A 14,888-nucleotide genomic window follows, 5' to 3' on the forward strand; every position below is an offset into this window, starting at 1 on the left:
GATTGCTCTCAGACTTGCGACGTGGGTCGCGCGCGGAACGTCCTTACTGCGACTCGTGACCGCGGCAGGTCGAATACCTTGTGTCAGTGCGGTTTTCAACAAGAAACCAGGTCGTCGAAGGCGGCTTGACGAGAACCCGTCGCGCGGGGAGCGAAGGTTAGATTGCGACACGGTCACGGACCCATACCTATTGACTGGTCAACGGTCACAACGGCCTCACCGCTCACTATCGTCACATCAACCACTGCGGACGTCAATTCGCGTCCGACCCCCCGGAGAGGTGTGACATGTCGGCGGTTCCCCGCTTCGTTTCGGTATCGCTGGCAGCGGCGGCCGCTATTGGACTCGTCCTCCCGATCGGACTCGCTCCGTCGGCGCACGCCTTGCCGTGCAGCGCGCCAGCGGCCAATGTGCCACCGCCGGCAAACGCCGTGGTGACCAATCCGGGGGGCAAGGTGCTCGGCCCCATGAACAAACGGCCCCGTGGGGCAAATGACCGCGCCCCGCTGCCCAGGCGGGGTCCGCTGCAGCGGACACTTCAGCCGGGACAGCGATACTCCGCTCCACTTCAGCAGCAGGCACTTGTTCCCGGCGCCAACCCGGTACCGCCCGTCCCCAATCCACCGGCCGCGGCCGCGCAGCCCCCCGCGGGGCAACTGGCTCCGGAGGCGGCCGCCCCGCCGAACCCGGCGCCGCCGCCGGAAGGTGCCCCGCCGCCGGAAGCGGCCCCGCCGGAGGGGGCGCCCGATACGGGCGGTGCACTCGGCGGCTCCAATACGTCGTTGGTCGAGTGGGTAACCGGACCGGAAGGTCCGAACAGGACCCTGGAACGGTTCGGCATCTCCGGAACCGACCTCGGAATCCTCTGGGACAACGGCGATCCCGCTAACCATCAAGTGCTCATGGCCTTCGGCGACACATTCGGATACTGCGCCGTGCATGGCGACCAATGGCGCTACAACGTCCTGTTCCGCAGTAACGACCATGATCTGTCGCACGGATTGCATGTGGCCGACGGTGATCCGTCGAACAGGTACGCGGGTTCCCCGACCCAGCAACCCGGCTTTTCCAGGCAGGTGATCAACAGCATCAAGTACGCCAACGAAGAGACCGGCATCATCCCGACCGCGGCCATCGCCATCGGAAAAACCCAATACATCAACTTCATGTCCATCAAGGACTGGGGTCGCGATGGAGAGTGGTGGACGAACTACTCCGGCGTTGCGATGTCCACCGACAATGGCCAGACCTGGTCGGTCTACCCGGGCACCATCCGGGCGAACGGCCCGGACGCCGCCCGCGTCCCGTATGTCGAGGGAAACGAGAACTTCCAGATGGGGGCCTACCTCAAGGGCAGTGACGGCTACCTGTACTCGTTCGGCACACCGAATGGACGTGGCGGCGCGGCCCACCTTTCCCGAGTGCAGCCGCGGTTCATCCCGGACCTCACCAAATACGAGTATTGGAACGGTGATTCGAACTCCTGGGTCCCGAGCAGACCGTCGGCGGCCACACCGGTGATCCCGGGCCCGGTGGCTGAGATGTCGGCTCAGTACAACACTTATCTCAAGCAGTACCTGGTGATGTACACCAATGGCGCCAACGATGTGGTGGCGAGGACCGCGCCGACGCCCCAGGGTCCGTACAGCCCCGAGCATCTGCTGGTCTCGAACTTCTCGATGCCCGGCGGGGTCTACGCGCCGATGATGCACCCCTGGACGACAGGCAAGGACGTGTACTTCAACCTGTCGCTGTGGTCCGCATACGACGTGATGCTGATGCACACCAGTCTCGGCTGACCTGGGTCAGGCATCGAACGGCCGGTTTGTCCATTCCCGGTCGGAGCGTCGCGACGAGCGGAACCACCCGCCGGCGGCGCCGGTACCTCCGTCGGTGGGGATCGTGTGGCCGGTGACGAACGCCGACAACTCCGAGGCCAGGAACAGGATCACCCGTGCCTGGTCCTCCGGACGGCCCATCCGCCCGAGCGGCACCCACTGGGGCCAACGTGCCTGCTCGTCCGGGGACAGCCACTGCGAGTAGGGCACCTGCAGCGATTCGGTGACGTCGGGACCTATCGCGTTCACCCGCACCCCGTCGCGCCCGACCTGCACCGCCAGGCTGCGAGTGAACTGGACGACGGCTGCTTTGAAAGCCGCGTAAACCGGATCTTCGGGGTAGCCACGTAACGCCTCCACGGACGACACATTGACGATCGTCCCGGCGTGCCGTTCGATCATCGCGGGCAGGAACGCGCGGGTGACGAGAAAGACGTGATGCAGGTTCACCCGGTACAGGTCGTCCCACAACTGCGGGTCGGTGTCCGCGAAGGCCCCGGGGTGCCGGACCCAGTCACCGACGTTGTTGACCAGTACGTCGACCCTGCCCCAGCGGTCCAGCACGATGCGCGCCAGTAGGCCTACCTGCTCGGCGTCCCGGACGTCGGTAGTGACTGCGAGCGCGGACTCCCCGATCTCGGCGGCGGTCTGTTCGGCTCGGTTGGTGTTCACGTCGGCAATGACCACCCGAGCGCCGTGTTCGGCGAACAACCGTGCCGTCGCCGCCCCGATGCCACCACCACCGCCCGTCACCACCGCCACACGGTCGGCCAACAACCTCGCTGAGTTCACCACGCGTCTATCTTCGGCCACGCGACCGAACCTGACAGGATGCTCCAGGTGAAGCGACCCAACTTTCTGGTGATAGTGGCCGACGACCTCGGTTTCTCCGATGTCGGTGCGTTCGGTGGCGAGATCGAGACCCCGAACCTGGACCGACTGGCATACGACGGCATCCGGTTCACCGACTTCCATTCGGCGCCGGCGTGTTCGCCAACCCGCGCGATGCTGCTTACCGGAACCGATCATCACGTCGCGGGCATCGGCACCATGCTGGAGGTCGCGATCCCCGGATTCCAGGGCGCTCCCGGTTACGAGGGTTATTTGAACGATCGCGTCGTTGCCTTGCCCGAGTTGTTGCGTGACGCCGGATACCTGACGCTCATGTCCGGCAAATGGCACCTGGGCGCAACGATTGCGACTTCGCCGTGGGCACGCGGGTTCGAACGGTCGTTCGCTCTGCTGCCCGCGGGTGGCAGCCACTATGGCGGCTCCGCCGGAGCCGGATTTTCGCCCGTACCAACGCAGTACACCGAAGACGACCGGTTCGTCACGGTCGGTGACGACTTCTACTCGTCGGATTCCTACACAGACACCCTGTTGCGGTACCTCCGCGAGCGGCCTACCGAGGACGACCGGCCGTTCTTCGCTTACCTGCCCTTTCAAGCGCCGCACTGGCCGCTGCAAGCACCCGACGAGTCCGTCGCCAAGTACCGGGGCCGCTATGACGCCGGGCCGGACGCGTTGCGCGCGGAACGTCTGGCTGCGCTGCAGCGACTGGGCTTGTGTCCGCCGGACGTCGAGGCGCACCCGGTGGTGGCCGACGGTGCCCCGGAGTGGACCGACATGAGCGACGATGAGCGTGCCCGCTCGGCCCGCAGTATGGAGGTCTACGCCGGGATGGTGGACCGGATGGACTGGAACGTCGGTCGGGTAGTCGACTACTTGACCGAAACGGGCGAACTCGACAACACGGTCGTTATCTTCCTGTCCGACAACGGCGCCGAAGGTGCCATCGTCGAGGCGATGCCGTTGCGCGGCGCCCAGATCGCCGCCCAGATCGAACAGTATTGCGACAACAGCCTGGACAACCTGGGACGTCCCAGCTCCTACATTTGGTACGGGCCGCGCTGGGCACAGGCCGCAACCGCACCGTCGCGCCTGCATAAGGCGTTCACCACCGAAGGCGGCATCCGGGTAGTGGGTTTCATCAGGTGGCCCGATTTCGAGCGCCAGCGTGAAATCGGGACCGCGTTCACCACTGTCATGGACATTGCACCCACCGTGCTGGAACTGGCCGGCGTCGCGCATCCCGGCACCAGCTACGGCGGGCACGAGGTGGAACCGATGCGGGGCCGCTCACTAGTGCCTTACCTGTCGAGCGTTGCAGGCGATGTTCACGATTCCGATACCGGCACCGGCTGGGAGTTGTTCGGCCGCCGCGCTATTCGGCGGGGTGACTGGAAGGCACTGTACCTTCCGCCTCCATACGGACCGGGGGAGTGGCAGCTTTACGACCTGTCCGGCGACCCAGGCGAAATCCACGACCAGTCCGCCGCGCGGCCGGAGATCCTGGCCGAGTTGCTTGCGCTGTGGGACCGCTATGTCGAGGACAACGGCGTACTCCTCGAGCCGGTGTCGGTGTTCGATGCCGATCCACGGCTGTTCGGTTGAGCGACCGCCCCACCGTTCGGCTCAGTCCTTCCCACGCGGTGGCGGCTGCACCTCCACCCCGGTCGACTCGTGCTCGGGGCCGGCGTCGGGATGTTCGGAGGGCACCCGGTCGCGGTACTTGCGCGCCTCGCTGGATTCCTGGTCCGGCGTGGACCGCTCCGCGCCGCGGTACGGTCCCGGCTTCGGGCGGGGCTTGCCGCCGGGGAAGGCCAACCGAAAGATAGTGCGGTGCACTGTGTACCACTGCTTCCCGAAGGGGCCGGAGTTGTACGGCAGCTCATAACGCTCGCAGATTTCCTTGACCTTCGGAGCGATCTCCGAGTACCGGCTGCTCGGCATGTCCGGATAAAGATGATGCTCCACCTGATACCCCAGGTTGCCGCTGATGACGTGGAACAACGGGCTGCCGTCGATGTTGGCCGCGCCGACCAACTGACGTAGGTACCATTCGCCGCGGGTCTCGTCTTCGGTTTCTTCCTCGGTGAAGGTGTATGTCTGGTCGGGGAAGTGGCCGCAGAAAATGATGGCGTGCGCCCAGATGTTACGAATGACATTGGCCAGGGCGTCGGCGGCCAGCGTGCGCAGGTAGGTGCTTTCCGCACCAGACATCTTGTCGAACAGCGATGCAGTGGCGCCAACGCGGCCCCGACCCGAGATTCGGCGCAGCCGCCGTCCGAGGCGGGATTCGGTGGGCTGGTCGATGCGACCCCCCAGGGCCAATTGAACCAGTGTGAACGCCCCGGCACTGATCAACGGCCAGCCGATGTAGTCCTTGATGACCTGCGAACGCACCTTGACGCCAATGCCTTTCAGGTCTTTGCGCACCTCGGACCAAGGCTTCTCGCGGGCCCGGATGGCTTCGATGTCCATGTCGTGCACCGCGACGCCCCACTCGAACAGAATGGTGAGCAGGAAGTTGTAGAGCGGTTGGCCCAAAAAGTACGGACGCCACTTCTGCCGCGGATCGATACGCATGATCTCGTAACCGAGATCCTTATCCTTGCCCAGGATGTTGGTGTAGGTGTGATGGATGTAGTTGTGCGAATGCTTCCACGATTCGGCGGTGGAGGCGGTGTCCCAGTCCCACTTCGAGGAGTGGATATCGGGATCATTCATCCAATCCCATTGGCCATGCATGACGTTGTGGCCGATCTCCATGTTTTCCAGGATCTTGGCCATACCTAGGCATGCCGTCCCAAGCACCCACGCTGTTTTCGACCGCGAGCCCAGCAGGATCACCCGGCCGAGCACCACGATCTGCCGCTGCACCGAAATGACCGTCTTGATGTATTGGCGGTCTCGATCGCCGAGATCCGCGAAGACCTCGTCGTGAATGGCGTCGAATTCTTTTCCGATTTTTTCTCGTTCTTGCTCTCCCAGGTGGGCGAACGGGTGGTCGGTACGTTGCAGAGTGGAAGTCATTGCGGTTCCTTTCGATCAGAGTTCGAGTTCGACGTCGCCTTCGGCGCTGTTGATGCAGATTCTGATGTCCTGTCCGGTGGGCTCGCTGACGTCCCCGGAACGCAGGTCGCGCACTTTTCCGGATTTGAGCGTCCCCACGCAGGTGTGGCAGATCCCGATGCGGCAGCCGAAATTGAGTTCCAGGCCGGCATTCTCGCCGGCTTCCAAAATCGATGTGCCACCGTCGCATTCGGCAGTCGTGTCGCTTTTGAGGAAGCTGACTTCACCGCCCTCGCCGTCGCCTGCGTCGCCACCGATCTTCGGTTGAAACCGCTCGTAGTGCAGGCGGTCTTTGTCGCCGTTGTTCTCCCAGTGCTCGATCAGAGCATCGAGCATTTCCTCCGGCCCCGAACAGAACGCCTCCCGCTCGCGCCAGTCCGGACACACCTCGTCGAGGTCACCCGGTTTGAGCCGACCGCGGTCTGAGGTCAGGCGCAGGTCCAGGCGCATCCCGTCGTGCCGGCTCGCCAGATCCTCCAGCTCGGACAGGAACATGATCTGCTCACGGGTGCGGGCGGAATGGATGACCAGCACATCGTTCATTTCCTCAAGCCGGTCCAGGCTGCGCAGCATGCTCATGATGGGCGTGATGCCGCTGCCGGCACTGATGAACAACATCTTGTCCGGCAACGGCTCGGGCAGGGTGAATACACCCTCGATCTCACCGAGCCGAACCAACTCGCCGGGCTTGATCTTTTCGACCAGATAAGGAGAGACCACGCCGCTGTCCACTCTCTTCGGCGTCACGCTGATCAGACCGTCTGCCGGCTCTGGATCGGAGGTCAGCGAATACGCGCGCCAGTGGTAGACACCGTCGATCACCAGGCCGAGCCGGATGTACTGGCCCGGCTTGTGGCCCGGCCATTCATACCCGGGCCGAATGAGCACGCTCGCCGCTTCCGAACCTTGTGGCTCGATCCGCTCGACCTTCCCGCGCAGTTCTTTGGTCGTCCAGAGCGGGTTGATCATCTCGATGTAATCGTCGGGCTGCAGCGGCTTGAACAAGTTCCGGACAGCTTTCAGAAACCACTTACGACCGCGAGGTACTTTGGGCTGAGCTCCGCGTTCCGCCATGACTTAATAGTACACAGACGTTCACTCGAATCCAGCCCTGAGTGTAAATGAGCTGTTAAACAGCGTAATCACGCATCAGATGTTGCGCAAGGAAAAGTACACTCGTTCACCGAGTTCTGATTTCGGAATGCAGCACTGCCACGCCGTGGTGAGAGGCTGCTCACTGAGTGCCCCGCCTGGACCCTGTTCACACCCGAAGACCAAACTTTTGCGCCGTCCCGGCGCGCCGTGACTGATCCGGGGCCGAGGATCGGTCGCCGCCGGAGGTTGCCGGGGTGCGGCAAACAATGGGCCAGCAATGGGCCAGCAATGGGCCAGCGCCACCCGATTTTCGGCCCGCGCAGGGTACGCTCCGGACGGCTGTGCATGCGCTCGGAGAAGTCTGCCAATCGGTTGTGTACCAGCACACTCGAAATGTGTTCTAGGTAACCACAATTCGGTGAACCAGCGAACTGTTGGCAATCGTGATGTAGCTATGACCGCTACGACGTATTCGAGGTCAGCTGACCATAGTGACCGCCATGCCCACGGCGCACCCCGGATCGCCGGTACCGCTGTGGCGTTTCCGCCGCACCGGCACAATCAGGACGAGGTCGCGCGCGTGCTCACCCGGGTCACCGGTCCGGAGTTCATGCGCTTCGCCCGCACTGCCGGGGTCGACGAGCGTAATCTCGCGCTACCGCTGGCGCGCTACCCCGAATTGACGGGCTTCACCGAAGCCAACAACGCCTATATAGAGGTGGCCACCGAATTGGGCGAGCGAGCCATACTTTCCGCACTCGCCGCGGCAGACATCGAACCGCACGAGGTGGACGCGATCGTCGTGGTCTCCAGCACCGGGATGGCGGTTCCGACTATCGACGCGCGGTTGGTCTCGCGACTGGGACTGCGGCCCGACGTCAAGCGCATCCCCCTCTTCGGGCTGGGGTGTGTGGCGGGCGCTGCGGGGATGGCTCGTGTGCACGACTACCTGCGTGGCTTCCCCAGCGACGTGGTGGTGTTGCTGTCGGTGGAGCTGTGCTCGTTGACGCTGCAGCGTGACGACGTCTCGATCCCGGCGCTTATCGGAGTGTGCCTGTTCGGCGATGGTGCCGCGGCGGTAGTCGCCACCGGAGCGGACCGTATCTCCCACGGCTGCAGCGGATTTCGGGGACCTCAGATTGTCGCGACACGCAGCCGGATGATCCCGGACACCATCAACGTAATGGGGTGGGACATCAGCTCCAAGGGTTTTGGACTGGTGATGGGCCGGGAAGTGCCGCAAATGGCCGACGACTACCTGCGCGGCGAGGTCGACCACTTCCTCGCGGAGCACGGGTTGTCGATCGCCGACATTGCAGCGTGGGTGTGCCATCCCGGTGGTCCCAAGGTGCTCGACTCGATCGAGAAGGCACTCGGCCTCCCATCGGACGCGGTGTCACACAGCCGAAAGTCGATGCGGGAGAACGGAAATATATCGTCCACATCGGTGCTGGATGTGCTGCGACGGACGTTGAGCGAGTCGCCACCGGACGGCGCGTTCGGCGTCATGATGGCGATGGGCCCAGGCTTCAGCTTCGAACTGCTGCTGCTGCGCTGGTAGGGAAGCGACGGTGTTCACCGTCTGCTGATCGGCGCGGCTGTTGGGCGCTACCGTGCGCCGCTGGTGACCACCTGTTCCGCAGCGGCACGCATCTGGTCTGATAACCGCAGCAGATCGTGCTCGCCCACCCCGTTGGGCAGGGTGTAGGCCACTTGGCGCAACTCGACGGCGTAGTCGCGCAATTGCTGGCGGAGTCGCGCCTCAACCTTGGGCATAACGTCCTCCTTGAACGGAACGGGCCACAGCGGGCCCGGAGATCGACGGCCGATTCAAACCTAATCCGTTCGGGCCTGTGCCGCGATACGCGCGCAATCCTGTTTACGGAAGATTGACCGCCCATTAACACCGGTCGGCGGAGCCGACACCGCACTAGCTGTCCGGAGGGGGATCGGGCTCTTCCATCTCGGGATCGATCAGCACAGTTTGCTGCTGTTCCTGCCAGTCCGACGCGTTGGCCTCCAACGGCACGTCGCCCGCTTCCTCGGCCGCCAGCTCCTCCTCCGCCAGTGAATCGGCTGTGGGGCGCTGCTGCTCAGCGGCGTCGGGCACGGGGACGTCGTCGGGGAATTCGTTGCGGTCGTACATGGACGGCGGGTTACCCGGTGCCTGGGCGACAAAACGGGCACCCGCCGGCGGAGCTGATCCGCCGTTTGCCGACCGGCGCTGCGGGCTACTATGCCGCCATGGCGCTCGACGAAGGTTCGACGTTTGCCGGATACACCATCATCCGGCGGCTGGGATCCGGCGGAATGGGTGAGGTATACCTGGCCCAGCACCCGCGCCTGCCGCGTCAGGATGCGCTCAAGGTACTGCGGACCGACGTGTCAGCCGACCACGAATACCGCGATCGGTTTCACCGGGAAGCCGACACCGCGGCGACGCTGTGGCACCAGCACATCGTCGCGGTACATGACCGGGGTGAGGCCGACGGTCAGCTGTGGATCGACATGGACTACGTCGACGGCACCGACGCCGGGGAATTGCTGGAGGAGCGGTACACCGCCGGGATGCCGGGGCCGGAAGTCGTCGAGATCATCACCGCGGTGGCTGAGGCGTTGGACTACGCCCACGAGCACAAGCTGCTGCACCGCGACGTCAAACCCGCGAACATCCTCATCGCGCGACCTGACTCTCAGGATCGCCGAATTCTGTTGGCGGACTTCGGAATTGCCGGTCTGGTGGGTGAATCCACCGGATTGACGGCCACCAACATGACCGTGGGTACTGTCGCGTACGCCGCCCCCGAACAGCTCATGGGCAACGACCTCGACGGCCGGGCGGACCAGTACGCGTTGGCCGCATCGGCCTTTCAGCTGCTCACCGGGGCGCCGCCGTTCCAGCATTCCAACCCCGCGGTGGTGATCAGTCAGCACCTCAGCGCGTCGCCCCCGGCCATCGGCGATCGGCGGCCTGCCTTGGCGAATCTGGACCCGGTATTCGCCAAGGCGCTGGCCAAGGATCCCAAGGACCGATACCTGCGCTGTATCGATTTCGCGCGCGCCCTGCGGCACCACCTGGGCGGGGAGGGCGACGCCGAAGCCACCAGTGCGTCCTTGCCGGCTACCGCGGCCCCGGCGAAGAGCTCGGCGCGTCTGGGCGTTCTGATCCCGGCGGTGTTGGCGATCCTGCTGGTCATCGCCGTCGCGATAGCGGTGCGCGAGTATGTGCGGGCCGACGACGAGGAGCACGCCCCGCCCGGGGCCACCACGTCTTCGCCGGCGACACCGGCGCCAGGACAGCAAACGAGCGCTGGTGCCGGTGAGCCCGTGGTCCCGCTGCCGGTCGTCGCAATCGGTGCGGTCTGTGCACCGCTCGGCAGCACCGGCACGACGAAAACCGGGGCGACCGCATACTGCTCCAAATTGCAGGACACCGACACGACGATCTGGTCGTTGACGGAGGAGACCGTGGCAAGTCCCACGCTCAGCGCAGCCCCGGAGCCGAGCGAATCGCCGGTGCCGGGGTTGCAGGAGGGGCCCATCCGCATCTGCATGCAGCAGACCGGCCAAACGCGGCGACAGTGCCGGGAGGAGATCTTGCGCAGCAACGGAACGCCGTGAGGGTGCAAAGTCGTACCCGTGACACATATTTGACGTTCCGCTTCTGCAGTTGGCATCGGTGCCGATAGAGTTGCCTGCGATGACCCAAACAGCCGCCCCGCCTGTGCTGACCGTGCGGTATGACGGAGCTGAGCGCACCTTCGCCGCAGGCAACGACGTAGTCATTGGACGTGACCTGCGCGCGGACGTGCGCGTCGCTCACCCATTGATCTCTCGAGTGCACCTACTACTGCGCTTTGACCAGGGCCGATGGGTAGCCATCGACAATGGCAGCCTCAACGGCCTGTACGTCAACGGCAGGCGCGTTTCGGCCGTCGACATTCAGGACGGTCAGCGGATCAACATCGGCAACCCGGACGGTCCGGCCCTTGATTTCGAGGTCGGCCGTCGTGAGCAGGGTTCGGTTGGACGGCCACCGCCCACGACGGCGATGGCGATCCCGGCCCGGCCGAGCGGGCCGACCCCGGCGCCCGGTGGTCAGCCACCGAGCGGCCCGAATTGGGGCGGCCCGCCGCAGCAGCCGTCGACCACGCGGATGCCGGCACCTGGACCGAGCGGTGTCCCTCCGGGTCAGCCGCGGTACCCGTCCGGGCCGCAACCCATGCAGCCCCAGGGTGGCCAGCACTTCAGTGGGCCGCAGCCGGCTCCGCAGATCTACCGGTCGTCGGCACAGCAACAACCGCCTCCGGTAATCGGTCGTACGGCCGAGGCAGGCAACAGAACTTCGATGATGAAGATCCTGCGGCCCGGCCGGGGCGCGGGGGACTTGCCGCCCGGCGCCGTCAAGATCGGTCGTGCCGACGACAACGACATCGTCATTCCCGAGGTGCTGGCATCCCGTCACCACGCCACCCTCATCCCGGGCCCCAAGGGCACCGAGATCCGCGACAACCGCAGCATCAACGGCACGTTCGTCAATGGAACTCGAGTCGATTCCGCGCAGCTGCGCGACGGCGACGTGGTGACGATCGGCAACATCGACCTCGTCTTCGCCAACGGCGCGTTGTCGCGCCGCGAGGAAAGCCTGCTCGAGACCCGCACCGGCGGCCTCGACGTGCGGGGTGTGACTTGGACGATCGAGGGCAATAAGACGCTGCTGGACAACATCTCGTTGACCGCCCGTCCCGGGATGCTCACTGCCGTCATCGGACCATCGGGAGCCGGCAAGTCGACGTTCGCCAAGCTGGTGGCCGGATACACCCACCCGACCAGCGGCACGGTGGCTTTCGAGGGGCACAACGTGCACGCCGAATACGCCTCGCTGCGAAGCAGGATCGGCATGGTGCCGCAGGACGACGTGGTGCACGGCCAGCTGACCGTCAAGCAGGCGCTGATGTACGCCGCCGAGCTGCGGCTGCCACCAGACACCACCAAAGAAGACCGTGAGCAGGTTGTCGCTCGGGTCCTCGAGGAACTCGAGATGACCAAGCACCTGGAGACCAGGGTGGACAAGTTGTCCGGCGGTCAGCGCAAGCGCGCGTCGGTCGCGCTGGAGCTGTTGACCGGGCCGTCGCTGCTGATCCTCGACGAGCCCACGTCCGGCCTGGACCCTGCCCTGGACCGACAGGTCATGACCATGCTGCGGCAGCTGGCCGACGCCGGTCGTGTGGTGCTGGTGGTCACGCACTCGCTGACCTACCTGGATGTATGTGACCAGGTGCTGCTGCTGGCCCCCGGCGGCAAGACCGCATTCTGCGGACCGCCCAGCCAGATCGGCGCAGCCATGGGCACCACCAACTGGGCGGACATCTTCAGCTCGGTGGCAGAAGACCCGGACGGCGCGAAGGCCCGGTATCTCGCGCAGACCGGACCGCCCCCGCCGGTACCGCCGACCGAACAGCCCGCCGAACTCGGCGAGGCGGCGCACACCAGTCTGGTCCGGCAGTTCTCCACGATCGCCCGACGGCAGATGCGGTTGATCATTTCCGACCGCGGCTACTTCATCTTCCTGGCGATATTGCCGTTCATCATGGGTGCGCTGTCCATGTCGGTGCCTGGTGATGTCGGCTTCAATGCCCCACCGCTGACCAGTGATGCGCCCACCGAGCCGGCCCAGATCCTGGTGCTGCTCAACGTCGGCGCGGTCTTCATGGGGACCGCACTGACCATCCGTGACCTCATCGGCGAGCGGGCCATCTTCCTGCGCGAACAGGCCGTCGGTTTGTCCACCACTGCGTACCTGCTGGCCAAGGTGTGCGTCTACACCGTTCTCGCGCTCATCCAGTCCGCGATCGTCACCGTGATCGCGCTGCTCGGCAAGCCAGGTCCGAAAACGGGCGCTGTGCTGCTGGGCAGTCCCGCTCTGGAGCTCTACGTCGATATCGCGGCCACCACGGTCGCCTCGGCGATGCTGGGATTGGTGTTGTCGTCGGTAGCCAAGTCCAACGAACAGATCATGCCCCTGCTGGTGGTGGCAGTCATGTCGCAGCTGGTGTTCTCGGGCGGCATGATTCCCGTCACCAACCGCATGGGGCTCGACCAGATGTCCTGGCTCACCCCGGCACGCTGGGGATTCGCGACATCGGCGTCCACGATCGACCTCACCAAACTGTGTCCGGTTCCGCAGGTGCCCAAGGATGCGCACTGGAAACACACTGCCGGGGCGTGGACATTCGACATGGCGATGCTGGTCGTGCTCAGCATCTTCTACCTGGGTTTTGTCCGGTGGAAGATTCGCCTCAAGGGCGGCGGCTGAGTACCGAGTAGCCGTCGGCGGCTCAGCACCGACTAGCCGTTCCCCCCGCAGGTACCGATCACGCGTTCGGCGATGTCGACGAGCTTGTCGTTGCTTTCCTGCGAGAGCAGCCGCAACATCTCGAAGGCGCGGACTTCGTCGACTCCGTAGCGTTCCATGATGACGCCCTTCGCCTGGCCGATACGGTCCCTGCTGGCCAGAGCCGCCTGCATCTGTTCGTCATGACGGCCGGCCAGAATGGCGGCGGCCGCATGTGCGGCGAGGACGGTTCCGATGGTTTCCGCTTCGGCATCCCAAATGTTGGGTTGGAACCCGAACAGGTTCAGCGCGCCCGCCGTACGTTCCGCGGTGAACAACTTGAACGACAAGCCGCTGAGCACGCCGAGTTCGACCGCCGCGGGCGCATAACGAGGCCAGCGCGTTTCCGACCGAAAGTCATCGGTGCGGACCACGGTGTCGGCCAAGGCGGCCTGCGCGCATGGACCCTCTTGCAGGTCGTGCTGCAAGGCGTCGAGTTTTGCCGGAAGCTCGGTGACGTCGCCGACCGATTCGAACTTGCCGTTGGCCCGTACGAGCAGCACACCAGCGGTGTCGGCGCCCGGTATCAACTCGACCGCGGTCGCGGTGACCGTGGCCAGGATGTCTTCGACCTTGTTGGGCAGTGCCACGCTCTGCGCCAGCTTCGCCATGCGGATCGCTAGCTCTTGCTCACCCGACGTCATGCCCAGAGTCTTCACCCTGAATCGGCGTCGGCCACATCTGGGGGGTCTCGCCGGACTCGGGCGCCTCGCCAAACCGGGCCAGAACGATCGTTCCCGATACCGCTACGACGAATCCCACGACGACCAGCCAGCCAAGGCCCGGGCGGGCGCTGTCCCCCAGCCACACCACCCCGACGAGTGCGGGCGCGATCGTTTCACCCACCACCATCGCCGCCACGGTCGTCGTCACGGACCCTCGCTGCAATGCAGAGGTGAGCAACAGAAATCCTGCGGCTCCGCCGCCGGCCGCGGCGTAGAGGGCCGGGTTGGTGTAGAAGGCGGCCTTGGTGGGATCCAATTCGTCGATCAGGCGCACGCCGACTTCGACGACACCGAAGCCGCTTCCGGCGCCCAGACCCAGGGCGAGTGCACGTTTACGATCGCCCAACCGGCCTGCGGCGGCGCCGGCGCCGAAGACTACGGCGACCACGCCCAACAGGGCCCAGCCGAGTGCGGGCGGCGCGTGCCGGAAGTGCCCGGGCCCGGCTGCGAGGGCAAGGACGACGAGGCTAGCGCAGACCACGGCCACGGCGGTCCATTCGACTGCCGAGAGCCGCGCCGCCAAAACCCAAGCAGACACGATTCCAGTCACTGCTATCGACGCGGCAAGGGCCGCGGCGACGACATAGATCGGGACCATCCGCAAAGCCGCCACCTGGAGCAGAAACCCGATGCCGTCCAGGCCGACGCCGACGAGGTAGCGCCATTGCCGGACGGCGCGCAGCAGCAAGACAGCGTTGACACCGGAACGGCTGCTGGTGTCCACGGAGCGAGTCCCGGCAGCCTGCAATACCGTCGCGGAGCCGTAACACACCGAACAGCCCAGCGCGAGAAGAAAACCGATCAGCACAGACCGACGATACGAGCGATCATGCGCGGGCGCGGCACTAGCCGGGCCAGGCGGGATTCTGCTCCAGGTGGCGGCTTTGCGGATGGTCCCGATCTATGTCGTCGCCGCGGCCC

General features: G+C 65.1%; 12 protein-coding genes. 5 read left to right on the forward strand and 7 right to left on the reverse strand.

Annotated elements, in window-relative coordinates; all coding sequences use genetic code 11:
- Nucleotides 1-287 precede the first annotated feature (287 nt).
- Nucleotides 288-1,799, forward strand: coding sequence for a DUF4185 domain-containing protein (locus tag A5636_RS03660; protein ID WP_065157331.1), 1,512 nt, complete (start codon nt 288-290; stop codon nt 1,797-1,799).
- Nucleotides 1,800-1,805: 6 nt separating this feature from the next.
- Here the strand turns inward: A5636_RS03660 and A5636_RS03665 are convergent, their stop codons facing one another.
- Nucleotides 1,806-2,633: an SDR family NAD(P)-dependent oxidoreductase gene (locus A5636_RS03665; protein ID WP_065157332.1), complete on the reverse strand. Its 828-nt coding sequence runs from the start codon at nt 2,631-2,633 to the stop codon at nt 1,806-1,808.
- A gap of 45 nt (nt 2,634-2,678) precedes the next feature.
- Between A5636_RS03665 and A5636_RS03670 the strand changes: the two genes are divergently transcribed.
- Nucleotides 2,679-4,292: an arylsulfatase gene (locus A5636_RS03670; protein ID WP_065157352.1), complete on the forward strand. Its 1,614-nt coding sequence runs from the start codon at nt 2,679-2,681 to the stop codon at nt 4,290-4,292.
- Nucleotides 4,293-4,313: 21 nt separating this feature from the next.
- Here A5636_RS03670 and A5636_RS03675 read toward each other — a convergent pair whose 3' ends face one another.
- A complete protein-coding gene (locus tag A5636_RS03675; RefSeq protein ID WP_065157333.1) occupies nt 4,314-5,714 on the reverse strand; it encodes a fatty acid desaturase family protein in 1,401 nt (466 codons plus the stop codon).
- A gap of 15 nt (nt 5,715-5,729) precedes the next feature.
- Nucleotides 5,730-6,827, reverse strand: a complete 1,098-nt coding sequence (locus A5636_RS03680) for a ferredoxin reductase (protein WP_065157334.1) — start codon at nt 6,825-6,827, stop codon at nt 5,730-5,732.
- 556 nt (nt 6,828-7,383) lie between these two features.
- Here A5636_RS03680 and A5636_RS03685 point away from each other — a divergent pair.
- A complete protein-coding gene (locus A5636_RS03685) occupies nt 7,384-8,409 on the forward strand; it encodes a type III polyketide synthase (protein ID WP_253900481.1) in 1,026 nt (341 codons plus the stop codon).
- Between the two features lie 47 nt (nt 8,410-8,456).
- Here A5636_RS03685 and A5636_RS26395 read toward each other — a convergent pair whose 3' ends face one another.
- Nucleotides 8,457-8,624 carry a hypothetical protein gene (locus A5636_RS26395; protein WP_172827147.1) on the reverse strand — a complete coding sequence of 56 codons (168 nt, stop codon included), beginning with the start codon at nt 8,622-8,624 and terminating at the stop codon, nt 8,457-8,459.
- Between the two features lie 154 nt (nt 8,625-8,778).
- Nucleotides 8,779-8,994: a hypothetical protein gene (locus tag A5636_RS03690; protein ID WP_065157335.1), complete on the reverse strand. Its 216-nt coding sequence runs from the start codon at nt 8,992-8,994 to the stop codon at nt 8,779-8,781.
- 98 nt (nt 8,995-9,092) lie between these two features.
- Between A5636_RS03690 and A5636_RS03695 the strand changes: the two genes are divergently transcribed.
- Both A5636_RS03695 and A5636_RS03700 read left to right on the forward strand, forming a co-directional pair.
- On the forward strand, nt 9,093-10,469 hold the full coding sequence (locus tag A5636_RS03695; RefSeq protein WP_065157354.1) for a serine/threonine-protein kinase: 1,377 nt from the start codon (nt 9,093-9,095) through the stop codon (nt 10,467-10,469).
- 79 nt (nt 10,470-10,548) lie between these two features.
- Complete coding sequence (locus A5636_RS03700) at nt 10,549-13,164, forward strand: FHA domain-containing protein (protein ID WP_437339794.1); 2,616 nt, start codon at nt 10,549-10,551, stop codon at nt 13,162-13,164.
- A 32-nt stretch (nt 13,165-13,196) separates the two neighbouring features.
- Here A5636_RS03700 and A5636_RS03705 read toward each other — a convergent pair whose 3' ends face one another.
- Nucleotides 13,197-13,886 carry a GAF and ANTAR domain-containing protein gene (locus A5636_RS03705; protein WP_065157336.1) on the reverse strand — a complete coding sequence of 230 codons (690 nt, stop codon included), beginning with the start codon at nt 13,884-13,886 and terminating at the stop codon, nt 13,197-13,199.
- Entirely contained in the window at nt 13,873-14,775 is a 903-nt protein-coding gene (locus A5636_RS03710) for a DMT family transporter (RefSeq protein WP_065157337.1), read from the reverse strand. Before A5636_RS03710 ends, A5636_RS03705 begins: the two co-directional genes overlap by 14 nt.
- Nucleotides 14,776-14,888 lie beyond the last annotated feature (113 nt).

The organism is Mycobacterium asiaticum (assembly GCF_001673315.1).
Taxonomy (GTDB): Bacteria; Actinomycetota; Actinomycetes; order Mycobacteriales; family Mycobacteriaceae; genus Mycobacterium; species Mycobacterium asiaticum_B.

Bases quoted from the DNA above. Each gene is read 5' to 3' on its own strand.
- A5636_RS03660 (WP_065157331.1), top strand. From the start codon at position 288: ATGTCGGCGGTTCCCCGCTTCGTTTCGGTATCGCTGGCAGCGGCGGCC.
- A5636_RS03675 (WP_065157333.1), bottom strand. From the start codon at position 5,714: ATGACTTCCACTCTGCAACGTACCGACCACCCGTTCGCCCACCTGGGA.
- A5636_RS03680 (WP_065157334.1), bottom strand. From the start codon at position 6,827: ATGGCGGAACGCGGAGCTCAGCCCAAAGTACCTCGCGGTCGTAAGTGG.
- A5636_RS26395 (WP_172827147.1), bottom strand. From the start codon at position 8,624: ATGCCCAAGGTTGAGGCGCGACTCCGCCAGCAATTGCGCGACTACGCC.
- A5636_RS03690 (WP_065157335.1), bottom strand. From the start codon at position 8,994: ATGTACGACCGCAACGAATTCCCCGACGACGTCCCCGTGCCCGACGCC.
- A5636_RS03695 (WP_065157354.1), top strand. From the start codon at position 9,093: ATGGCGCTCGACGAAGGTTCGACGTTTGCCGGATACACCATCATCCGG.
- A5636_RS03700 (WP_437339794.1), top strand. From the start codon at position 10,549: ATGACCCAAACAGCCGCCCCGCCTGTGCTGACCGTGCGGTATGACGGA.
- A5636_RS03705 (WP_065157336.1), bottom strand. From the start codon at position 13,886: ATGACGTCGGGTGAGCAAGAGCTAGCGATCCGCATGGCGAAGCTGGCG.